At 62.1% G+C, this 21,775-nt stretch carries 17 protein-coding genes; 5 read left to right on the top strand and 12 right to left on the bottom strand.

Features of this window, described 5'->3' with window-relative positions; genetic code table 11:
• Positions 1–125 precede the first annotated feature (125 nt).
• The gene (gene ygfZ / locus U0O11_RS09605; protein WP_324689635.1) at positions 126–1,262 is read left to right on the top strand and encodes a CAF17-like 4Fe-4S cluster assembly/insertion protein YgfZ; all 1,137 of its coding nucleotides are present in this window, start codon (positions 126–128) and stop codon (positions 1,260–1,262) included.
• A gap of 141 nt (positions 1,263–1,403) precedes the next feature.
• Here ygfZ and U0O11_RS09610 read toward each other — a convergent pair whose 3' ends face one another.
• The 5 genes from U0O11_RS09610 to U0O11_RS09630 form a co-directional block, all read right to left on the bottom strand.
• Positions 1,404–4,247, bottom strand: coding sequence for a GGDEF domain-containing phosphodiesterase (locus tag U0O11_RS09610; protein WP_324689636.1), 2,844 nt, complete (start codon positions 4,245–4,247; stop codon positions 1,404–1,406).
• Between the two features lie 74 nt (positions 4,248–4,321).
• Positions 4,322–5,089, bottom strand: coding sequence for a TatD family hydrolase (locus U0O11_RS09615; protein WP_324689637.1), 768 nt, complete (start codon positions 5,087–5,089; stop codon positions 4,322–4,324).
• Between the two features lie 139 nt (positions 5,090–5,228).
• Positions 5,229–5,711: a large conductance mechanosensitive channel protein MscL gene (gene mscL / locus U0O11_RS09620; RefSeq protein ID WP_054557004.1), complete on the bottom strand. Its 483-nt coding sequence runs from the start codon at positions 5,709–5,711 to the stop codon at positions 5,229–5,231.
• Between the two features lie 345 nt (positions 5,712–6,056).
• Positions 6,057–7,646, bottom strand: a complete 1,590-nt coding sequence (locus U0O11_RS09625; protein WP_153635928.1) for a peptide chain release factor 3 — start codon at positions 7,644–7,646, stop codon at positions 6,057–6,059.
• Positions 7,647–7,778: 132 nt separating this feature from the next.
• Positions 7,779–8,609, bottom strand: coding sequence for a helix-turn-helix domain-containing protein (locus tag U0O11_RS09630; protein WP_324689640.1), 831 nt, complete (start codon positions 8,607–8,609; stop codon positions 7,779–7,781).
• Positions 8,610–8,814: 205 nt separating this feature from the next.
• Here U0O11_RS09630 and U0O11_RS09635 point away from each other — a divergent pair, with 205 nt between their 5' ends.
• Both U0O11_RS09635 and U0O11_RS09640 read left to right on the top strand, forming a co-directional pair.
• Positions 8,815–10,311, top strand: coding sequence for a Na+/H+ antiporter NhaC family protein (locus tag U0O11_RS09635; RefSeq protein ID WP_324689641.1), 1,497 nt, complete (start codon positions 8,815–8,817; stop codon positions 10,309–10,311).
• An 86-nt stretch (positions 10,312–10,397) separates the two neighbouring features.
• Positions 10,398–11,129, top strand: a complete 732-nt coding sequence (locus U0O11_RS09640; RefSeq protein WP_324689643.1) for an aspartate/glutamate racemase family protein — start codon at positions 10,398–10,400, stop codon at positions 11,127–11,129.
• A gap of 82 nt (positions 11,130–11,211) precedes the next feature.
• On the opposite strand, the gene U0O11_RS09645 is transcribed toward U0O11_RS09640, so the two are convergent.
• Positions 11,212–11,607, bottom strand: a complete 396-nt coding sequence (locus U0O11_RS09645) for a MerR family transcriptional regulator (RefSeq protein WP_324689645.1) — start codon at positions 11,605–11,607, stop codon at positions 11,212–11,214.
• 167 nt (positions 11,608–11,774) lie between these two features.
• Here U0O11_RS09645 and U0O11_RS09650 point away from each other — a divergent pair, with 167 nt between their 5' ends.
• The gene (locus tag U0O11_RS09650; RefSeq protein ID WP_324689647.1) at positions 11,775–12,557 is read left to right on the top strand and encodes a cation diffusion facilitator family transporter; all 783 of its coding nucleotides are present in this window, start codon (positions 11,775–11,777) and stop codon (positions 12,555–12,557) included.
• A 195-nt stretch (positions 12,558–12,752) separates the two neighbouring features.
• Here U0O11_RS09650 and U0O11_RS09655 read toward each other — a convergent pair whose 3' ends face one another.
• The 3 genes from U0O11_RS09655 to U0O11_RS09665 are packed head-to-tail and all read right to left on the bottom strand — an operon-like array spanning position 12,753 to position 17,330.
• Positions 12,753–14,324, bottom strand: coding sequence for a sulfatase family protein (locus tag U0O11_RS09655; protein ID WP_324689649.1), 1,572 nt, complete (start codon positions 14,322–14,324; stop codon positions 12,753–12,755).
• Positions 14,325–14,327: 3 nt separating this feature from the next.
• A complete protein-coding gene (locus U0O11_RS09660) occupies positions 14,328–16,250 on the bottom strand; it encodes a TRAP transporter permease (RefSeq protein ID WP_216060758.1) in 1,923 nt (640 codons plus the stop codon).
• Between the two features lie 60 nt (positions 16,251–16,310).
• The gene (locus U0O11_RS09665) at positions 16,311–17,330 is read right to left on the bottom strand and encodes a TAXI family TRAP transporter solute-binding subunit (RefSeq protein ID WP_324689650.1); all 1,020 of its coding nucleotides are present in this window, start codon (positions 17,328–17,330) and stop codon (positions 16,311–16,313) included.
• A gap of 88 nt (positions 17,331–17,418) precedes the next feature.
• On the opposite strand from U0O11_RS09665, the gene U0O11_RS09670 reads away from it, so the two are divergent.
• Complete coding sequence (locus tag U0O11_RS09670; protein WP_324689652.1) at positions 17,419–18,318, top strand: LysR family transcriptional regulator; 900 nt, start codon at positions 17,419–17,421, stop codon at positions 18,316–18,318.
• A gap of 59 nt (positions 18,319–18,377) precedes the next feature.
• Here U0O11_RS09670 and maiA read toward each other — a convergent pair whose 3' ends face one another.
• The 3 genes from maiA to hmgA all read right to left on the bottom strand — a co-directional run bounded on the left by maiA (position 18,378) and on the right by hmgA (position 21,631).
• Positions 18,378–19,028, bottom strand: a complete 651-nt coding sequence (gene maiA, locus U0O11_RS09675) for a maleylacetoacetate isomerase (RefSeq protein ID WP_324692512.1) — start codon at positions 19,026–19,028, stop codon at positions 18,378–18,380.
• A gap of 145 nt (positions 19,029–19,173) precedes the next feature.
• Positions 19,174–20,193, bottom strand: coding sequence for a fumarylacetoacetate hydrolase family protein (locus U0O11_RS09680; protein WP_324689653.1), 1,020 nt, complete (start codon positions 20,191–20,193; stop codon positions 19,174–19,176).
• 121 nt (positions 20,194–20,314) lie between these two features.
• Positions 20,315–21,631 carry a homogentisate 1,2-dioxygenase gene (hmgA, locus tag U0O11_RS09685; RefSeq protein WP_324689655.1) on the bottom strand — a complete coding sequence of 439 codons (1,317 nt, stop codon included), beginning with the start codon at positions 21,629–21,631 and terminating at the stop codon, positions 20,315–20,317.
• Positions 21,632–21,775 lie beyond the last annotated feature (144 nt).

Below are 21,775 nucleotides of genomic sequence, written 5' to 3' on the forward strand. Positions count from 1 at the left end.
AGGCCACATGTGGCACAAGGGGCTGACAGCCGCCAGCTGGCGCGTGACAATGCGGGCATCCGACATGCCGCATGGTTGCCAGTGCGCCACCGGCAGTTCACTCCTTCGCAACAGGATGATGGTAGATGAATCCCTTGAAGACCCTGATGCAAGACCACGGCTACCAGCTCGGCGAGGACGGCCGCCTGACGCTGGGTGAGCCAGCCGACGCCTCCATGCCACTCGCTGACATGCCTCACGCTGGCGTAGCCGACCGTGCCTTGGCCGAAAATGCACTGACCCCGCTGGGCAATTTCGAGGTACTCGAGGTCTGCGGCAAGGATGGCGAACGCTTTCTGCAGGGACAGACCTCACAGCAGCTGAGTCTGGTCGATGGCGAGCTGGCGCCGCTGACGACCTTCTGCACCCCGAAGGGACGCATTCTGGCCATGGCTCAGCTGCTGCGCGTCAGCGAAGAGCGCCTGTGGCTCGTGATGCCGGCGGGCACCGCCGAACCGCTGCGTGCCCATCTGGCCAAGTTCGCGCCCTTCTACAAGGTGACGCTGGAGGTGTCGAGTGAGCTGAGCGTGCTCGGCCTGCTCGGCGAACAGACTCTGGCGGCCTGTGCCGATGCCCTCGCGGCACCTGCGCTGGCCGAGCATGACCTGGCCATGCGCTCGGTCCTCCAGTCGCCCCTGCAGTCGAGCGAGGAAGAAGAACCGCAGACCTGCGCGCTGGCACGCCAGCCGTCAGGCAATAACCCGCGCGCGATACTGGTCGGCCCGCATGCCGCCCTGGCAGACCTCGCGACGGCGCTTTTCGCACGCGATGTGGCCGCCAGCGACGAAACCCGCTGGCGCCTGGAAGATATCCGCGCCGGTCTGCAGTGGGTCACCTCCGCGCAGACTGACAGCTGGCTGCCGCAGATGCTCAATCTGGAAGCCCTCGCCGCGATCAGCTTCAAGAAGGGCTGCTATACCGGTCAGGAAGTCGTGGCACGCGCCCACTTCCGCGGCCAGGTCAAGAAGCGCCTACAACGCCTGAAGACGGCGCAGCCGGCCGACTTGCCGGCGGTAGGCAGCAAGGTCACAAGCCCCGACGGCAAGTCCCTCGGCGAAGTGCTGCAGGCAGCCCATGATGAGCAGGGACGTCTGGAGCTGCTGGCCGTGATCAGCCTGCGCGATGAAGAGATCGCATTGGCATTGGAAGATGGCACCCGGCTTGAGCGCAGCGCGCTGCCCTATGCCGTCGAGCGTCGCGATCCGGAGCAGCTCAAGGGCTGAAGGGCACGCCTTGAAAGGCTGATCTCCCTGAGGGACTGATCGCTTGAAAGCCGTCATAAGAAAGCCCCGCACGTGCCAAGGTGCGGGGCTTTCGTCTTTCAAGGACTGCAGACCTCACGCACCTGCCGGGGCTCACAGCTCTTACAGCCCTTCCGGCAGCCAGCCATCCCCTGCGATCAGATGCTCGATCAGGTCCTGCACCGGCATCGGTCGTGCATAGAGATAGCCCTGATGCAGCGAGCAGCCAAGCGCGAGCAATTCGGCTCGCTGCTCCGGCGTCTCGATACCTTCGGCCACCACCGCAAGATGGAAGGCCTCCGCCAGCCCCAGCATCGCTTCGATCATGGCCTGCCCCTTGCTGGAGCCCAGCGCCGTCACGAACTGTCGATCGATCTTGAGCTTGTCGAACGGCAACCGCTGCAACTGTGACAGCGAGGAGTAGCCCGTGCCGAAATCGTCCAGTGCCAACGCCACGCCGTGAGCCCGGATGGTCTGGAACAGCACGGCCAGGGCCTGGATGTCATCCGGCAGCTGGCTCTCGACCAGTTCAAGCGTCAGGCGCTCACACAGCTCCGGATGCCGGAACAACATTTCCAGGTCTGACAGGAAGCGCTTGTCCATCATGTGGCGCACGGTCACGTTGACGCTCAGATGCAGCTCATGGCCGCTCTCGTGGACGCGCATCAGGGTCGCGATGCTCTCCTTGAGCACCCAGCGCCCCAGCGCGACATCCAGGCGGGCGGACTCGACGATGGCCATGAAGTCCGCCGAGCCCATCAAGCCATGTTCCGGGTGCTGCCAGCGAATCAGCGCCTCCGACAGCTGCAAACGGCCGGTACGCCCGTCGACGATCGGCTGCACGAAGAGCCTGAGCTGATCCTCGCGCAGCGCGACGGTGAACTCGGCCTCCAGCTGCTTGAGGCGACGCAACTCACGCTCCGCCTCCTCATCGAAGAAATGCCACTCGCGTTGGCACTGCTGGGTATCGTGCAGGGCACGTTCGGCGCGATAGACCAGCGCATCCACCTGATGGCCATCCTCGGGATAGCGCGTGATGCCCAGGCTCGGCTGCAGATAGATCACCTCATCATTGAGCGTGACCTTGTCGCGCACGGCATTCAGCAGATTGTCCAGCCAGCCGCTGATACCGCCTCGCGTCGCTTCCAGCAGCCGGCGCTGGACCATGATCAGCAGCCTGTCGGTCTCGAGGCGCGCCACATCGCCGGAATTGCCCAGCAAGGGAGCGATGCGCTTCTGGACCTGCTCCAGCTGGTGATTGCCCGGTTCGGCGCCGGCATGATCGTAGAGCACCTGCAAGCCGCCGATCCTAAGCGCCATCAGCACGAAGCCCTCCATCGGCGCGACCTCGCCCAGCTGGTCAATCCGCACCTTGATCAGGCGCAGCATGCCTTCACGACTGAGCAGACCGGTATCGAGATCCGTCTCGCGCTCCTCGAGCAACTGGTGCTGGAGCAGCACACGCTCCTGCTCCAGCCCTCGTACCACCAGCGTATCGAGGGTCATGTCCAGCAACGGCATCATCTCGGTGGCGTTGAGTCGATGGCCACGACTGGCCACCAGCAGCAATTCGCTGCGCCCGGGATGCGGCGAGACCGAATAGCCCATCAGCTGGCTGGCGCCCAGTCGCTGGCACAGCAGCAGCGCGCGATCTTCCTGCTCATCGACACTTTTGTCGACGCTCCCATCGCCATCGCGTCGCGAGCGATCGCCGGCCGATACGCACACGCGCCCCACCGGCAGGCGCCAGAGAGGATCACGCCGCAACGATGCTTCACTCAACCACTCACGCTCATCATGACTCTGCAGAATCAGGTAGCCGGCGTTGGGATTTCCCACCTCACGCCGATAGATGATGATCTCTGCCCCCAGCATCTCGCGCACGCGCTGCAGGTAGCGGGTGAGAGACGCACGCGCATTCTGCGGCGTGTGGGTTTCATAGGGGACGCACAGGAATTGCTGGTTGAGGATGCTGTGGCGCTGGTATTGATGCTCGAGGTAGGCGCCATAGGCCCGACTCGCCCTGCGGCGCCGACTGTCGCGTACCAGCATGCCGATGGTGCCCATGCCCGCCAGTAAAATGATCAACAGCAGCACCGCCAGCGGAGTGCCCATCTCCTGCAGCAACTGAGCGACGCGATTTTCATCCTGCCAGCAGGCCTTGGCATGGTTGTAGCGATCGGCACGGCCGGACGCCGGCAAGGCCACGCAGACCTGCTGCGTCGCTATGGGCTGTGGCATGGCGTTGCTGACGACATGCAGACCCTTCAAGCCCAGCACGGCCGCCTGCTCATCCAGCAGGTCTGTCGTGAGCGGCATGCCCAGAATCAACAGCCCCTGCTCGTCTCGCGGTGGCAAGGCCTCCTCATCCTCGTAGAGCCCCTGCATGCCGATCAGCCATGGCTGGTTGTCGACGATCAACCAGGCCAGCTGAGGTTGTGTCGGTGACTGGCGGGCCGCCTGCATGACGGGGGCGAGCGCACGTCGCCAGCTCACCGGCTGCTTGCCCAGCCAGTCGGCCCCCGGCGACCCGGCGTTGTGCTGCACCCAGGCGGCCACCTGCCCATCGCCACGCACCGCAGAGATCAGATGTATGTCGGTATTGATGGCGAACTCGGGGCCATACATGTACTCGAGCCAGGTCGTGTCGAGCTCGGGCTCGCGCAGAAACCTGGTCACGGCTTCTTCCCAGTAGCCGTTCTCCTGCAGCTGTCCCGCGAGCAGGCGCTGTTCACTCTTGACCCACAAGGCCAGCCGCTGCCTGTCGGACTCACGATCCGCCTCGCGGGATTGCGAAATCTGGCTGGCCGTCAACCAGGCGGTGGCCAGCAATGCCGCCAGCAACAGCAGCGGCAGCAGGTACATCCGATAGCGGGGACCAGCAGGCAGGGAGGCGTGCGCGAAGACAGCAGAAGACTCGTGTGCCGGCACACGAGAGGAGGAACGCGATGCTGAAGAATCTGACATTGATTTACCGATGATGAGGCGACCTCCTGAACCGGGTCGGCAGGCTGTCGCCTGGCCTTTGAGGTCAGTCTAGATCAGACGTTCAGTTGAAGAATACGCTGCACATTTGTCGTAGTGGATAACGCGATATCGTGGCGACTGCTCGAGCGGAGTTCCGCCACCACGTCCGCGACCTTCGCCACTCGCGATGGCTCATTGCGCTGGCCCTGGAACCCGCACAGCGGCATGTCGGGGCTGTCGGTTTCCAGCACGAAGCCATCGTCGGGCAGTGACGCCACCACTCCGCGCAGCTTGTTGGCACGCGGGTAGGTCACGCTGCCGCCCAGCCCCAGCACGAAGCCAAGCTCGAGAAAGCGCTCCGCCTGCACCTGACTGCCCGCGAAGGCGTGGATGATGCCGCCACGGGTGAGTCGTGCCTGCTTGATACGTTTGGCCACTTCGTCATTGGCGCGCACGCAGTGCACGATGACAGGCAGGGAGAATTCGCGTGCCATGCTCAGCTGGGCCTCGAAAAGCTGCCATTGGGCGTCATGATCGGCCAGTCGCGCATCGAAGCCACATTCGCCCAACGCGACGATCTGGCCGGCATGCTGATCGAGGGCCTGATGAAGCGCCGCCAGCGCGCCATCGCCATGCTCGGACAGAAAATAGGGATGCAGTCCCAGGGCACAGAAGATACGCGCCGATGAATCCGCCAGCGCCAGCACTGCCGAAAAACTTGCCACCGTGGTGGCGGGCACCACGAAGGCCGAGACATCTTCCTGCTCGGCACGCGCGATGACCGCCTCACGATCCGGCGTGAAGTCAGCGAAATCCAGATGACAATGACTGTCGATCAGCATGGAATCTCCCGGTGATGGTCGTACAGCCATCGTGCTATATCAGCGTGTGTCAGACAAACGAAGGGACCGGCCTGGTGGCCGGTCCCTTGAGGACGAGTGTCGATATTGCTTGCCAGTCGTCGTGACTGACGCAGATGGCCTAGGCCGCCTCCACCGGCGCTGCCGGCGCCAGCTCGGAGGTGCAATGACCACAACGGGTCGCCGCCAGCGGCACCTTGGAAAGGCAATACGGGCAATCCTTGTCGGTGACCTCTTCCGGCGCTTCCTCGGCTTCCTTCTTGAGCTTGTTGATCTGGCGGATCAACACGAATACCGCCAGCGCCACCAGCGCGAAACTGATGATGGCATTGATGAACAAGCCATAGTTCAGCGTGACGGCTCCCGCTTCCTTGGCGGCCTCGAGACTGGCGTAGGGCGCGGCCTGAGCGCCTTCCTTGAGGACGACAAAGAAGTTGGCGAAATCGACTCCGCCGATCAGCAGCCCGATCAACGGGTTGAGCATGTCACCGACCAGACTCTTGACGATCAGTGTGAATGCCCCGCCGATGATGATGCCGACCGCCATGTCGACGACGCTTCCCTTGACGGCAAAATCACGAAATTCCTGCATGAATCCGGACATCTGTCATCTCCTGTCACTCGCTAACCATCCGGCGGATTGCCACGCATCATGCATGGCCCGCACTGAGACACATCCCACGCCATTGTTGTTGTCATTGTCTGCGCCCTACCGACCTTCGCCCCAGCAAGCTTCATCACCCGGATGCCAGCAAGACAACATGACCCGAACATTATGCCGTGCTGATGCCGCGCCATGGGTTGGCTGTGTAAACGTAGGGTTACACGCATGTCTGGCCACGAAAAACGCCACCTTTATCCGGGCATAAAAAAACGCCACCCCGAGGGGTGGCGTTCTTCATGGCGTGATCGACAGTCTCGCTATCGCAGCGCCGCTGTGGCAACTGTCTCAGTGCTCACGGGTCGCGCGGAAGGTGATGTCCGGCCAGCGCTCCTGGGTCAGCTGCAGGTTGACGCGGGTCGGCGCGATGTAGGTCAGCCAGCCGCCGCCGTCGTAGGCCAGGTTGGCACTGGCCTTGCGCTTGAAGTCTTCCAGCATCTTGGTGTCATCGCAGTAGATCCAGCGTGCGGTCTGCACGTTGATCGCCTCATAGATGCACTCGACCTTGTACTCTTCCTTCAGGCGGTGAGCGACCACGTCAAACTGCAGCGTACCGACGGCACCGACGATCAGGTCGTTGTTGTCGAACGGCTGGAAGACCTGGGTCGCGCCCTCTTCGGAGAGCTGCTGAAGGCCTTTCTGCAGCGCCTTCATCTTGAGCGGGTCCTTCAGACGCACGCGCTTGAACAGTTCCGGCGCGAAGTGCGGAATGCCGGTGAAGCGCATGTCCTCGCCGATGGTGAAGGTATCACCGATCTGGATGGTGCCGTGGTTGTGCAGGCCGATGATATCCCCCGGCCAGGCCTCTTCCACGTGGGAGCGGTCCGCCGCCATGAAGGTCAGGGCGTCAGGAATCTTGACGTCCTTGTTGATGCGCACATGGCGCATCTTCATGTTCTTCTCGTACTTGCCGGAGCAGACACGCAGGAAGGCGACACGGTCACGATGTTTCGGGTCCATGTTGGCCTGGATCTTGAACACGAAGCCGGTGAAGCGCTCATCGTGGGCCGTGACTTCGCGGGTATCGGTATCGCGCGGCTGGGGCGGCGGGGCATATTCGACGAAGCCGTCGAGCATCTCGCGCACGCCGAAGTTGCCCATGGCGGTACCGAAGTAGACCGGCGTCAGTTCACCGCGACGATAGGCCTCGAGATCGAACTCGTGGGAGGCGCCGCGCACCAGCTCGACTTCCATGCTCAGCTCTTCGATCAGGTCTTCGCCCAGCACTTCGATGGCTTCGGGGCTGTCGAGGCCCTTGATGCGCACGTCATCGGGAATGCGGTTGCCCTGGCCCTGCTTGTAGAGATGGATCTCGTCATTGAGCAGGTGATAGACGCCCTTGAAGCCCTTGCCGACACCAATCGGCCAGGTCATCGGCGCACACTGGATGTTGAGCACCGTCTCGACTTCGTCCATCACCTCGATGGGGTCACGCGTCTCGCGGTCCATCTTGTTGACGAAGGTCAGGATCGGCGTGGTGCGCAGGCGGCAGACTTCCATCAGCTTGATGGTGCGGTCCTCGACACCCTTGGCGCCATCGATGACCATCAGCGCCGAGTCGACGGCCGTCAGCGTCCGGTAGGTATCTTCGGAGAAGTCCTCGTGCCCGGGGGTATCCAGCAGGTTGACCATGCGGTCCTTGTAGGGGAACTGCATCACGGAGGTGGTCACGGAGATGCCACGCTCCTGCTCCATCTTCATCCAGTCAGAGGTCGCGTGGCGATCGGCCCGCTTGCTCTTGACCGAGCCGGCCATCTGGATGGCATTCCCGAACAGCAGCAGCTTCTCGGTGATGGTGGTCTTACCGGCATCCGGGTGAGAGATGATGGCGAATGTACGGCGCACATCCGCCGCCTTGGCAATCTGGGAATCTGACATGAGCTGAAAGGCATCCGGCCCGACGTGAGGCACGCCGCGCGCACTGTTGGGTGAATAGCAGAACAAGACGAATGGCGCGCATTGTAGCGGCTGGCGCGGCGCGGCAACAGAGGCGAGCGCGATCAGCGGCCTTCAGTCATCCTTGCGCGCGCGAAAATGCCAGGGCCCCTCGCCCACCGGCGCCTGATCGTTGAGGATCTCGTGGCGGATGGCATCCTCGATCTCGTAGCTGTCCAGGGCATAGAGGCCGCATTGCTTCAGCGCGCAACGAACGCGGATATCACGCCCGAGATATTCGAGCAGCACACGAGTGCTGGCCGGCGTGCGGTCACCACTTGCCGATACCCCGATCCGCAGCCCCTTGAGGCGCGACACACGGCTGGTGAAGGTCGGGTAGAGAATGGTCTGGGTGATCTCATTGACGGTCATCGACTCATAGTCGGTCATGAAGATGCGATCGCTCAGATAGAACGCCATCCCCTGATACTTGCAGTGTGACACGCCGACGCCGGACGACTCGCGCTCGACCAGGCGCTCAAGACGCTGGTAATAGACGCCATCCTCACGCTGGATGATGGACACCAGCCCCCGCAGTATCCGCCCCGGCGACGACATCGAAAGATAGTACTCATAGTAGTGGCCCACATAGCGGCTCAGCTCGGAGGCGCCCGAGCGTCTCAGCTGCGCCAGCGGCTCGCTCTCCACACGCGTGGCGTGACTCTCGCGCGGCTTGGGACGCACCTGCACCAGACGCTGGAACTGACGATTGGGCAGCAGGATCTCGTGCTCCTCCACCCCGAAGAACTCGCAGATCCGTCGCAGCGTATGCGCAGCGGGCCGGTACTGACCGCTCAGATATCGATTGAACTGTGGCCGACTGATCTCGAGCCGCCGACTCACCTCGGCGATGGACCGGTAGTAGCTGCACAGCAGCCGCAGATTGAGGGCCAGGTCTTCGTTCATGGGTCTGTCTCGCGCCGGGATAGAGCCTCAGTCTACGCCGCCCACCCGTCATGACCCAGAGTGCGTCAGGCGCAGTCTGTATCAGATAGTGCGTCTGAGTGCGCCATCTTGAGTCAGGTCGTCAAATTCCGCGCCTCACGAGTGAATGATGCAATGCAGAAGTCCCTCACACGCAGATAGTAATAACCATATAAGAGGCTATCGCATGACTCCTGCATCCAAACTCACGTTCCACGGCGGGCCCTGGGCCTCGTTCCTGCCCATCCTGTGCTTCATCACCACGGCCATCCATGTGGCCACCAGCCTGGAGGAGCCGACCATCCAGGGCATGTGGGTCGGCATTCTCGCCGGCCTGCTGGTCACCTTCCTGTTTGCCCGTGACAAGTCCGTCTACAGCGACACCATCATGAAGGGCATGGCCAGCAAGGTGGCCATCGCCCCGGTGGCAGCGTGGATCTTTGCCGGCATCTTCGCCACGGTACTGCGCTCCTCGGGACTGGTGGACGGCATCCTGTGGGCGGCCTATCACACCGGCGCCACCGGAACGGCCTTCCTTGTCGCGACCTTCCTCGCCTGCGCCCTGTTCGCCACTGCGGCAGGCACCGGCTTCGGCACCATCGCCGCGGGCATGGGCGTGCTCTATCCCGCAGGCGTCATGCTGGGCGCCGACCCGCTGCTGCTGGCAGGGGCCATCGTGGGCGGCGGCGCCTTCGGTGACAACCTGGCGCCCATCTCCGATACCACCATCTCCTCGGCGGCGAGTCAGGGCGCTGATATCGGTGGCGTGGTTCGCTCCCGACTGCCCTTCACGCTGGTGGCCGGCAGCATCACGCTCGTGGTGATGGTGCTGATCAGTCTGACGCAGCAAACGACGCCGCTGGTCGTCGCGCATGAACAGCTGGCCGAGCACATGGACCCCAAGGGCCTGGTGATGTTGCTGCCCGCCCTGGCCGCCATCTACGTGGCCATGAAGAAAGGCGATGTGATCTTCGCCACCACCGTGGGAATCCTGTCCGGCATGCTGGTGGCGATGCTCACCGGCCTCAATACGCTGAGCGGTTTCGTGTCGGTCGAGAATGGCGCGCTGATCAATGGCGTGGCCGGCTGGATGGCAGACCTGTCGATTCTGGTGATCCTGCTGTCGGCGGGCATTCGCCTGATGCTCGATGGCGGTGGCAGTGAGAAGCTCATCAATGCGCTCAAGGGCGTCGTGCGCACACCGCGTGGCGCGGAAGCCTCCTCCGCTGGGCTCTCGCTGCTGATGTCCTCGCTGATGAGCATCAATGCCCCTGCGATCCTCGCGGTCGGCCTGTCCTACGCCAAACCGGTCGGTGAACGCTTCGGCCTGAGCCCTTACCGACGCGCCAACATCATCGACAGCATGTCCTGCACCCTGGTCTATTCGCTGCCCTGGTCCGCCGCGCTGCTGTTCGCCTCCGGGCTGTCCGTGAAAGCCGCCGAGACCTTCCCCGGCGTGCCGGCCCTGATGCCGCTCGATCTGACGCCCTGGGTGCTCTACGCCTGGGTCCTGCTGGCCGTGATGAGTGTCTCCATCGCCACCGGCTGGGGCCGTCGTTTCAGCCCGGCAGGCCAGGCGAGCGTCCAGGACGAAGCTACCGGCGACACGCCCGCTGTGCGCTCCTCGCTGTCAGCGTCAGCCCCAAGTTCAGTCTCAAGTTCAGCCCCAAGCTCAGCCAGCTGATCTGCCCCTGACTGAGCTGCTCTTGACTGAGCTGCCCTCGACTGAACCTTCACTGCCTGCCCCGCAACAAGACGACGGACACCGCCATGCAAGATACTGAGCTGCGCCAACGCAACGTGATCGGCATCCTCACCGGCTCCGGCCCGGATGCCGGACTGGATCTCTGGAACAAGCTGCTGATCGCCAACAAGGCCCGTATCGGGCCTGGCTATCGGGGAGATCTGGATGCCCCGCACGTCCATCTGATCTCCCAGCCGGCGCTCGGGCTGTCCATGGAGCTCGAGACTCATGACCAACAGGTATGGGAGGCACTGGCCGACAGCGCCCACAAGCTCGCCGAGCATGTCGACTACTACGCCATCGCCTGCAATACGCTGAACTACTATCAGCCACAGCTGGAGGCCCTGAAATTGAATGCCCAGCTGGTGTCGTTCAGCGATGTCGTCATCGACAGGGTGCGGCGCGACGGCTTGAGCAAGGTGGCGCTGCTGGGCGCGAAGTCCGTGACGGACATGGGGGACTGGTCACCCTATCGGGCACTGACGGAGGTGGTGGAAGTCGAGGTGCCCGCCGACCCACACCTGCTGCATCAGATCATCTATGACGTGAAGGCGCATGGCGGCGATGACCCGAGCGTGGCCCAGCGCTTTCATGCGCTGCTAGAGAGCCTGTCGGCAGACACCGTGCTGCTGGCCTGTACCGAGCTACCACTGATTCCCGTCAGCTCGTCAGGCAACGACGCAACCCCCACCAAGACCCTGATCGATGTCACGGAACTGGTCGCGGAGGAACTCGCCCGCAAGTCCTGCGGCGTCTGACCCCGCTTGGCACCGCCTGAACCCGCCTGACTTCCCCCCTCCTTGACCCAGCCCTGGCAACAGTTAACTGCCTGCCGGGGCCTTACTCCTCGCTCTCGGACAGTGACTCGACGATACGGCACTGCGCCACCACCCCGCCGGCACAGCAATGTGTCAGGCGCTGCAACTCCTCCTCCATGACGGCGAGGTCGCGCTGACGCTTGCGCACCTCGGCCAGCTGCGCCTCGATACGCGCATCTATCTGATGGCACGGCAACGCCTGCTGGTCCGCCAGTCCCAACAAGGCGCGGATATCATCCAGCGAGAAACCCAGACGCCGACAACGGCGAATGAAGGTCAACCGGCGCAGTTGTGCATTGCCATATTCGCGATAGCCGTTGGCTGCACGCCGCTGCGGGGCCAACAGCCCCTGCTTCTCGTAGTAGCGGATCGTCACCGCCTGGACGTCTGAGGCCTTGGCCAGCTGACCGATGCTCATCGCCCCTGTGACAGGCTCTGTGTCAGACCCTGTGCAAGCCGCTGATCTTTGCGGGTCTTGCGCTGCTGTCCCCGGCTCGCGCCCGGTTCCTTGTGTCATGAGACTTGACCTTATAGTGACTATAACCTCCATGCTGTCAGCAATACGACAGGAGGCCAAGACCCCTTATGAAAAGCTGTTGCGAAAGCAAGTCCGGCGAGCTGGCAGAGCTCAGAGCCTCTCAGGGCAAGGTGCTCAAGATCCTTTTGGCACTGAATGCCAGCATGTTCTTCATCGAATTCACCGCGGCCTGGTGGCTGGGCTCCACCGCACTGCTGGGGGATTCACTCGACATGTTCGGCGATGCCAGCGTCTACGCCCTGACCCTCTACGTCCTGCACCGCAGCGTGCGTGAACGTGCGTTGAGCGCGCTGGTGAAAGGCATCGTGATGCTGGCGCTGGGCGTGATCGTCCTTGGCGAGGCGGGCTATCAGGCCCTCCATGGCGTCGCCCCCGCCGCACACGGCATGGGCGCCTTCGCCCTGCTGGCGCTGGCCGTCAATCTGATCTGCTTCGGCCTGCTGTGGCGCTTCAAGTCGGATGATCTGAACATGCGCTCCACCTGGCTCTGTTCACGCAATGACATCATCGCCAACGCCTCGGTCTTCGGCGCAGCACTACTGGTCGGCTGGACAGGTTCCCGCTGGCCGGATGTGCTGCTGGGGGCGGCGATTGCCGCACTCTTCCTGCAGTCCGCCTGGCAGGTGATTCGCGATGCGCGAGTTGAGCTGCGCGAAGCCAAGCAGGCCGAAAGCGCGCAAGCTGCGCATGAGCAAGACGCAAGCTCCCAAGCCCCTGACGCTCCGCCATCATCCTGCGCCACCCGCAGTTGTTGCGCGCCATCCACGGCTGCCGTGGTGGTCGAGCAGACACCCGCCAGCGGCGACAGCTCCAGCAAGTGCTGTCGTTGAACCTCGCTCGCTGAGTAGCGCCTGCGCAATGCCGTATATCACGCTATCGGCCTGATACACGAACGCCCCACCGAGTCGGATGGGGCGTTCGTGTGTCATTGAGGCGACGCTACGCGGTCATCAAGCGCCGCATGCCTTACGCCAGAAAGCCAAGCTGACAGACAGGGCATCGCTGACCTTGAGTACTGAAGGCCTTCAGGCACGATAGGCCGGTAGCGGCGCGCGATCCTGAAGTTCGATCATGCGTCGCAGCATGATATCGGTCAGCTCGGCGCGCACCGCCGCGTGACCGGGATCATCGTGCAGGTTCACCAGCTCATCGGGGTCGCTCTCCAAGTCATAGAGCTCGCCCCAGTCCTCTCCATGGCGGATCGACATGCGATAACGCTCGGTAATCACCGTCCGCACCCGCTGCGGTCGATCGAATCCCGTCATCGTGCGCTGACTGTCTTCCTCGACGAGGACAGCCTCGGGTGCCGATGTCGACAGCAGGTCGCGCCCCTGCATGCCGTTGAACTCTTGAATCCCGGCTCTGGCGAGTATCGTCGAGGCGATATCCACCGAAGAGGCAAGCCCGGTGGAACAGGCAGCGTCCTGGGGCCGCTGGGGGTCGTGCCAGATGAAGGGGGTACGCACCAGCCCCTGATAGTGCAGCAGAAGCTTCAACATCAGACCGTGATCGCCCATGTAATCGCCGTGATCGGAAGTAAAGACGACCACGGTATTCTCCGCCAGACCCAGCGCTTCCAGGGACGCCATCACTCGCCCGATGGCATCGTCGATCATGTGAATCATGCCGTAGGTCAGCGCGGTGATTGACCGTGCCTCATCCTCGGTTACCGCAAAGGGATTCTGGTTGTCCCGCGGGTCGGTGCCCTCTTCCAGCGCCTTGCGCATCGCCAGAAGCGGCGGCAATTCTCCCTTGCCGAAGCTTGCAGGCAGGTCGATATCGGAAGGGCTGTACATGCCCCAGTACTTGCCTGGCGGAGTGAAGGGGTGATGCGGGTCCGGGAACGACATCTGCAGGAAGAATGGCTGGTCGCCAGCGGCCTGCTCCTCCAGCCATGCCTGGCTTCGCTGTGCGATCCAGCTGGTGGAATAAAGCTCCTCCGGCACGGCGGTGCGCCATGCCTGTGGCGCCTGGTAGCGTTGATCCGGCAAGGCGTTCTTCGGCCCGACCAGGTCGTCGAAATCGGCCCGCTGCTGACGTGCCCACAACAGATAGTCGCCACTGGCCTCATCAGCATGCCCTGCGGCGATCTCTACATGCTCGAACCCGTAGAAATCTCCTGCGAGCCGCTCCGCGACAGGTGTTTCCCAATGCCGGGTATTCTCCAGCTCATAGTCATCGGTGTGTCGATTGTCCTTGAAGGCATCACGCAGCGAGGCGGACGGTGCCTGCTTGCCCTCTTCGGACTTGAAGACATTGGTGGCAGGCAGCCCCGTGAAGCTCTGCAGGTGGGACTTGCCGATCAGCGCGGTGCGATAGCCTGCATCCTTGAGCAACTCCACGAAGGTGGTGTGGTTACGCGAGAGAGGAATGCCGTTGTGACGAGCACCATGCAATGAACTCATCCGTCCGGTCATGATCGAGGCACGGTTGGGCATGCAGATCGGGTTGGCGACGTAGAAGCGCTCGAAACGTGTCCCCTTCGCCGCCAGCTGATCGATGTTGGGCGTCTTGACGACGCCATTGCCATAGCATCCCAGATGATCGGCACGCTGTTGATCGGTGATGATGAAGAGAAAGTTCGGACGTGCAGTCATGATTCAGGCTCCGGTCACGTTGGCGATTGGATGAGTACGGCGCAGATGGAAGGCCACCAGCAAGGCGCCCATGGCAACAGCAGGAAGGTGGATCAGCGGATCCGGCACTAGGCACAGGAATGCCACCAGGAAACGCAGCACGACTTCGGCGATGGACAGGCGCTCCCGATCGAAGGCCGCCATGGCCGAGCAGAACAGCCAGATGCAGAAGGCGGTGCGCGCCGCGATCCACAGGAAGGACGACAGGGAGAAGTCCTCGACGATCAGCAGCGACGGGTAGTAGACGAAGATGAAGGGGATGATGAATTGCGCCAGCCCCAGGCGGAATGCCACCAGCGAGGTCTTGAGCGGGTTTGCGCCCGCGATGGGAGCGGCGGCATAGGCGGCGATCGCGACCGGCGGCGTCAGGGACGAGGCGACCCCGTAGTAGAAGACGAACATATGCGCCGTCAGCAGCGACAGCCCGAGCGCCTGGATGGCAGGCCCCATCACCAGCACGATGATCAGATAGGCTGGCAGGGTCGGCATGCCCATCCCCAGCACCAGTGCTCCCATCATGGCGACGAAAAGCGCCGAGAACAGGCTCTCGCCGCGCAGCATCGCGATCACGTTGGCCAGCTTGAGCCCCAGACCGGTGGAATCCAATGCACCGACCAGAATCCCGATGGCCGCGATCGCGATCAGCAGAGAGGCGCCGCTGGCACTCCCGGTGATGAAGGAACGCACCAGCCGCATGGGATCACGGCGAACCTCAGGGTTGATGACGGAGAGCAGGACCAGTACCAGCGTGGCATAGAAGCCGGAGGCCGAGGTGGAGGCGCCCATGACCAGCGAGACGATGACCGTCAGGATAGGCCCGACGAACAGGATCGAGTTGAAGATGTCCAGCCGGGTGATCTTGTCCTTTACCTCCAGCGGTTGCACCTGGACGCCCTGACGACGTGCCTCGATGGTGACCGCGGTGAACAGACTGAAGTAATAGAAGAGTGCCGGCACCAGTGCCGCGATGGCGATGTTCAGATAGCCCATACCGGTCAGGTCAGCCATGACCAGTGCGGCTGCCCCCATGATCGGCGGCATGATCTGACCGCCGGTGGAGGCTGTTGCCTCGACACCCGCGGCGAAGGCAGGCGTGAAACCACGCTTCTTGATCATCGGAATGGTGAAGGTGCCGGTTCCGACGATGTTCGCGACCGTGGAGCCTGACATCGTGCCGAACAGCGAAGACGCCAGGATGGCGGCGTGCGCAGGCCCACCACGCGAGCGACGAGTGGCGAGGAAGGCGAACTTGAGCAGCGTATCCCCTGCGCCAGTCCCTTCCAGCAGCACACCGAAGATGATGAAGATGAAGACGGTACCCAGCACGATATTGGTGATGGAGCCGAACACGCCCTTGTTGGTGTTGTACCAGAGGTTCTCGGCCACTTCTGCAAGCGTGAAGCCCGCATGTTCCAGAATGCCGGGCAGGCCCTGACCGAACAGCAGATAGAGCACGGCCAGCGCCCCGACAGCGAAGAGCCCCCAGCCCCAGAGACGCCGACACAGCTCGAGAAATACGCACAACCCGGCCAGCGCCGGCCAGGCATCCTGGCGGGTCACGTCGTAGAGCACCACCTGCATTTCACTCTGGACCACGAAGAAGCTGACGATCGCCCAGCAACCGGCGCCGAGCAACAGCAGGTCCACCACGATATGACGGATACCGTAACCCGAGCCTTGCGGCGCAGCGGAGAGCTGCTTGCGGCGCGCAGCGGCAACGCCGATCACGAGCGCCAGGCCAAACCCCAGCGTGCGGTGCCATGTGGGATCAATCAGACCGATACCGGCCGAGTAGAGCGACATCGCCCCGATCACTCCGCAGCACGCGACGGAGGCGAAGAACAACATACGTAATAATGGATGTGACACCGTGGCCTGTTCGTTCATGGCGAGTTCCTTCTACAGTCAGGCAAACGGTCACATGTACGTGGCCGTTCCAGGCGATTGTTATTGTGTGACTTTCAAGGCGGCGGGGATGTCGTAGCCCTGTTCCCGGTAGTAGCGCAGTGCACCGGGATGCAGCGGCACATTGATGCCGGCAAACGCCGTACCCGGCGTGACGGCCTTCAGGAATGAGGCGCTGCTCTGCACGCTGGCCAGGTTTTCCCAGAAGGCCTTGGTAGCCTGATACACCACGTCTTCAGACATGCTGTCGTTGGTACCGATGAACTGGTAGTACGCGAGGGCCGTGACCTTGCCCTGGGTCAACTGCCCGTCGTAGAGACTGCCGTCAAAGCTCGTCGTGCCTCGCCCTGCCTGGCCGATGAGGCCATCTAGCCGGTGGGAGGCAATGGCGCTGTCAGGAATGGAGAGGATCCTGAATTCATCGGTGAGTCCGAAACGCTCGATATTGGCCGAACCGACTTCCGCGGGACGAATCATCATGTCGATCTTGCCATCCGCCAGCGCTTCGTAGGCCTCACCCCAGCTCAGACGGACGGCGGTGTAATCCTCTCCCGGCTCATAGCCGGTGATACCGCGTATGAGGGCTTCTGAGGTAGCAGCGGCCGAGCCCGCAGGCGGGCCGGTGAAGACTGTCTTCCCCGCGATGTCTTCCCAGCGTGTGATCCCCGAGCCTTCCAGTGTCACAGGGTGATAGACACCACTCTGAAAGCCGAGAATGGCGCGCAGATGAGTCGAAAGCTCCGGCGCATTCGTGATGGGCTGATACATCCCGCCCCCCTTTGACATCATGTCGACCAGCGAGGGAACGGAAGAAAAAAAATCCACTCTGCCGCGCGCCCCATTGAGCATGGATTTCGTCAGCGTCTGACCGGCATTGACCTGAATATTCACATCGGCCAATCGTGCTTGATTGACGAATGATACGAACATGGTGTGCACGGAATCTCCCGCCCCGGCAGTTTCTCCCTTGTAGACCTTGGCCTCGGCGAACCCCGGCGAAATAAAGGTTGCGAAAAGCAACGTAACGGCAAGGAAACTTGCACGTTTAGCATGGGTTTTCATGGCGTACTCCTATTGTTGTAGCGTCAGATTAGCCTCGTTATCTTATGATGAAAAATATCAATTCCGACATTTTGCATACCAGGTTGATATGAATATCGATCCGCGACATCTGGCACAACTTTCGGCCATCGTGGAAGAAGAATCCTTCCAACTGGCTGCCGAAAGAATGGGACTGACACAACCCGCCATAAGTCGAAACATGCGCGGATTGGAAGCAAGACTCGGGTCACCACTCTTCGAACGTTCAGGCAAGCGTTCCCTGCCGACGGCATTGGCCAAGCGTCTGGCCAGGACAGGGATGGCGATTCGCGCGGCACAGGCCGAGGCCGAGATGGATGCCAGCCTGATGGCCGAAGGCAAGCGCGGCATCGTGCGTATTGGCGCCCCACCCATCGTGGCTGGACGCTATCTGACGCAGATTCTGATTCAATTTCTGGAGGAAAAACCCGGCTGGCGCGTCGACCTGAAAGTGGGACTGGTCCCTGAGTTACGGTCCATGTTATCGCGAGGGAGAGTCGATATCGTGATTGGTCCGCGTGATGTGATGAATGCCGATACGGGGGTCACGTTTTCCCCATTGGTGGAGGACAGGATAGGAATACTCTGCCGGGCAAATCATCCCTTGGTTCACCAGACGAAAGTCTCACCGAAACACCTTCAGTCTCACTCCTGGCTGGCACATTCTCGCGACAGTCTGTTGCGACAACAGACGGAAATGGCATTACTGGAATCCGGTGTAGAGAAACTGGATATCGTCTGTGAAGTAGGCGCGATCAGCGCCGCGCTCGAGATCGTCAGTTCGACCGATCTTTTGACGGCAATGCCGGTCAAGATGACGCTCCCGCATCTCGAAGATCGCTTGAAATTCCTTGAATTTGACCATCCACTTTTTCATCGCCCCATCGGCTTGTCGACACGTCGCAATGCTCAGCTCGATGAAGGCGCCAAATGGTTGATAGACAGGTTCAGATGTCGAGGGGTCACCTGAAACGACAGCGCCCCACCGTTTCGGGTGGGGCGCTGCTTGCTGCCTTGAAGCCATGCGCGTCAGGCCGCCGGACAATCTGGCTGACGCTCGGGGTGGGCCTGCTGGAAGGCTTCCAGAGACTGACAGGCCGCCTCGATGGCCAGAATCCTAGGGTAGTCCTTGAGCTCACACTCGAAGCGGCGCGCATTGTAGAGCTGGGGCATCAGGCAGGCATCCGCCATGCCCGGGCTATCGCCATGGCAGAACCGCCCTGCACTTTCCGCCAGCATCACTTCCAGACGCGCGAAGCCCTCGGCGACCCAGTGTCGATACCACTCAAGGCGCTGCTGCTGGGTGACCTCAAGCCGATCGGTCAGATAATTGAGCACGCGCGGATTGTTGAGCGGATGCATCTCACAGGCCATGAACTGGCACAGCGAGCGCACCTTCGCACGCGCTTCCGGCACTGAGGGCAACAGCGCCGGGGTGGGCCAGCGCTCCTCCAGATATTCCATGATCGCGAGCGACTGGGTCAGGGCCACCGGTGCGGGGGTATCTCCCACCATCAGGGTCGGCACCAGTCCCTGGGGATTGATGGCCAGATAGTCCTCGCTGCGCTGTTCGCCCTTGAGAAGATTGACCGGCACCTGAGCGACCTCAATCCCCTTGAGCGCCAACGCGATTCTTACCCGATAGCTGGTAGATGAACGGTAATAGCCATACAGGCTCATTGAACTCATGCTGCACTCCCCTGTGACGCGGTTGGATGCCGGCCGCCCCTTCGCACTACCTCGCACCCAGTTGGCTTGAGGCTTACCGGCACACGATGTCTTCCCGAGACATGTCTCTGAGAAGCTCTGCCTCTCGACGCGGCCCTCAGGCGTCCAACTGCGTCACCTGCTGATCAATGGCGCCGAAGATACTCTGGCCATCGCGATCGAACATCTCGATGCGGATGCGATCACCGAAACGCATGAAGGGCGTGCGAATCTCATCGAACAGGATCTTCTCGACCATGCGCACTTCGGCCAGACAGCTGTAGCCCACGCCACCTTCGCTGATCGGTTTGCCGGGGCCGCCATCCTTGCCGGGATTGGACACGGTGCCTGAGCCGATGATCGCACCGGCGCCCAGGGGGCGAGTCTTGGCGGCATGTGCCACCAGCTGCGGGAAGCTGAAGATCATGTCTGGCCCTGACTCTGGCTCACCGAACTTCTCACCATTGAGATGCACGCTCAGCGGCAGATGTACGCGCCCCTGCTGCCAGGCATCCCCCAGCTCATCCGGCGTCACGGCGATGGGCGAGAAGCTTGACGACGGCTTGGCCTGGAAGAAGCCGAAGCCCTTGGCGAGTTCGCCAGGGATCAGCCCACGCAGACTGACGTCATTGACCAGCATCAACAGGCGAATGTGGTCCTCGGCCTGCTCCGGACTGACGTGCATCGGCACATCATCGGTGATGACGGCGATCTCGCCTTCGAAATCGATGCCATGCTCCTCACTGGCACATACGATATCGGCGCTGGGGGCCAGGAAGCTGTCGCTGCCCCCCTGATACATCAGCGGGTCGTGCCAGAAGGTCTCGGGCATCTCGGCGCCACGCGCCTGACGCACCAGCTGAACATGGTTTAGATACGCCGAGCCGTCTGCCCACTGATAACTGCGCGGCAGCGGGGAATGCAGCGCCTGGCTTTCCAGCGCAAAGGCGTCCGTCAGCGTGCCATCATTGAGCGCCGCGTAGCGTTGCTCGAGCCCGGGCGCCAGCGAGGCCCAGTCTTCCAGCAGCGCCTGCAGCGTCGTGGCGACATCCGCGACCTTGACGGCGCGGGTCAGGTCACGGGAGATCAGCAGCAGCGTTCCATCACGGGAACCATCCTGGTAGGTAGCGAATTTCATGGGTGCCTCCTTGAAGAGCAACGTGAGCAATAATGCAGGAATTGCCTGGGGTCGGATGACGATGAACAGTCAAAGGTCATCGCTGTTGCAGGGTGAATTAAGGAGTGAATCAAGGGGTGAATTAAGGAGTGGTGTGAGGCGTGAAGTGAGACGCGAGCCCCTGCCAGACCGAGCCATAGTCGCGCTGACGAGCGCTCGACGACAGGGCCTGCGGGGTGGGCTGGAACAGATAGCGACTCTCGAACATGAAGGCGAGCGTATTGCCCTGATAGCGGGGAGCGAGCTCTGCCTGACTGGCGGCATCGAAGGTGGCAGCGTCAGGGCCATGCGGGGTCATGGCGTTGTGCAGACTCGCGCCGCCCGGACGGAAGCCTTCGCGCTTGGCGTCATATTCGCCATGGATAAGGCCCATCAACTCGCTCATCAGGTTGCGATGGAAATACGGCGGCCGGAAGGTGTTCTCGGCGACCATCCAGCGTGGCGGGAAGATCACGAAGTCGAGATTGGCGACCCCGGCGGTGTCCGACGGTGATGTCAGCACGGTGAAGATAGAGGGGTCAGGATGATCGAAGCTGACCGTATTGATGGTATTGAAGGTCGCCAGATCATATTTGTAGGGCGCGTAGTTGCCGTGCCAGGCCACGACATCCAGCGGTGAATGATCCAGGCTCGCGCGCCAGAAACGCCCGCCGAACTTGGCCACCAGCGTGAAGTCACCGGCTTCGTCCTCGAAACGTGCCGATGGCGCGAGGAAGTCACGCGGATTGGCCAGTCCATTGCTGCCGATGGGCCCCAGCGAGGGCAACTCGAGAGGCGCGCCATAGTTCTCGGCCACATAGCCTCGACAGCCCTCCGCGTGCCCCGCCAGCGGATTGAGCTGGAACTTGATACCACGCGGAATCACGACGATCTCGCCGCTGGCGACTTCCAGCAGACCCAGCTCGCTGCGCACCTCGATGGCACCCTGCTGCGGCACGATCAGCAATTCGCCATCGGCGTTATAGAAAAAGCGCTGCTGCATGCCGCGAGAGAAGGCGTAGAGATGCGTGGCACAGCCCTGCTGCGCCTGGGCATCCCCATTGACCGCCAGCGTGATCAGGCCTTCCAGAAAATCGCCAGCGCAGAACTCGATGGGGTCCCAGCGCATCGGGTTGGGATCCGGCATTCTCTCGGCCAGCGGTGCGGTGGCGACCTGCGGCATCTCCATGGGCTGATAGGCGCCCTGCACCACCGAGGGCCGAATGCGGTAAAGCCAGCTGCGCAGATTGTGGCTACGCGGCGCGGTGAAGGCCGAGCCGCTCAACTGCTCCGCGTACAGGCCATAGGGGCAACGCTGGGGAGAGTTCTGGCCCTGCGGCAAGGCGCCAGGCAACGCCTCGCTGGAGACATGATTTCGAAAACCGGCGTGATAATGACACTCAGCATTGCGCTCGCGCATGACGATTCATCTCCTTGTGGGCTCGCGGCTCCTGATGACCTGGGGCATCCACGGCACGACATGCCGCCACCGCCCTCAACTAGTTACACATGAAACCATATAGACAGATTCACACTTTGGCAATCGCTCAAGTGCTCGACTTTT

The sequence above is a fragment of the Cobetia sp. D5 genome (genome assembly GCF_035666195.1).
GTDB classification, from domain to species: Bacteria; Pseudomonadota; Gammaproteobacteria; order Pseudomonadales; family Halomonadaceae; genus Cobetia; species Cobetia amphilecti.

Bases quoted from the DNA above. Each gene is read 5' to 3' on its own strand.
- U0O11_RS09680 (WP_324689653.1), bottom strand. From the start codon at position 20,193: ATGAAATTCGCTACCTACCAGGATGGTTCCCGTGATGGAACGCTGCTG.
- U0O11_RS09615 (WP_324689637.1), bottom strand. From the start codon at position 5,089: ATGCTGATCGACAGTCATTGTCATCTGGATTTCGCTGACTTCACGCCG.
- U0O11_RS09655 (WP_324689649.1), bottom strand. From the start codon at position 14,324: ATGACTGCACGTCCGAACTTTCTCTTCATCATCACCGATCAACAGCGT.
- ygfZ (WP_324689635.1), top strand. From the start codon at position 126: ATGAATCCCTTGAAGACCCTGATGCAAGACCACGGCTACCAGCTCGGC.
- maiA (WP_324692512.1), bottom strand. From the start codon at position 19,028: ATGAGCCTGTATGGCTATTACCGTTCATCTACCAGCTATCGGGTAAGA.
- U0O11_RS09665 (WP_324689650.1), bottom strand. From the start codon at position 17,330: ATGAAAACCCATGCTAAACGTGCAAGTTTCCTTGCCGTTACGTTGCTT.
- U0O11_RS09645 (WP_324689645.1), bottom strand. From the start codon at position 11,607: ATGAGCATCGGTCAGCTGGCCAAGGCCTCAGACGTCCAGGCGGTGACG.
- U0O11_RS09650 (WP_324689647.1), top strand. From the start codon at position 11,775: ATGAAAAGCTGTTGCGAAAGCAAGTCCGGCGAGCTGGCAGAGCTCAGA.
- U0O11_RS09660 (WP_216060758.1), bottom strand. From the start codon at position 16,250: ATGAACGAACAGGCCACGGTGTCACATCCATTATTACGTATGTTGTTC.
- U0O11_RS09625 (WP_153635928.1), bottom strand. From the start codon at position 7,646: ATGTCAGATTCCCAGATTGCCAAGGCGGCGGATGTGCGCCGTACATTC.
- U0O11_RS09670 (WP_324689652.1), top strand. From the start codon at position 17,419: ATGAATATCGATCCGCGACATCTGGCACAACTTTCGGCCATCGTGGAA.
- hmgA (WP_324689655.1), bottom strand. From the start codon at position 21,631: ATGCGCGAGCGCAATGCTGAGTGTCATTATCACGCCGGTTTTCGAAAT.
- U0O11_RS09635 (WP_324689641.1), top strand. From the start codon at position 8,815: ATGACTCCTGCATCCAAACTCACGTTCCACGGCGGGCCCTGGGCCTCG.
- U0O11_RS09640 (WP_324689643.1), top strand. From the start codon at position 10,398: ATGCAAGATACTGAGCTGCGCCAACGCAACGTGATCGGCATCCTCACC.
- mscL (WP_054557004.1), bottom strand. From the start codon at position 5,711: ATGTCCGGATTCATGCAGGAATTTCGTGATTTTGCCGTCAAGGGAAGC.
- U0O11_RS09630 (WP_324689640.1), bottom strand. From the start codon at position 8,609: ATGAACGAAGACCTGGCCCTCAATCTGCGGCTGCTGTGCAGCTACTAC.
- U0O11_RS09610 (WP_324689636.1), bottom strand. From the start codon at position 4,247: ATGTCAGATTCTTCAGCATCGCGTTCCTCCTCTCGTGTGCCGGCACAC.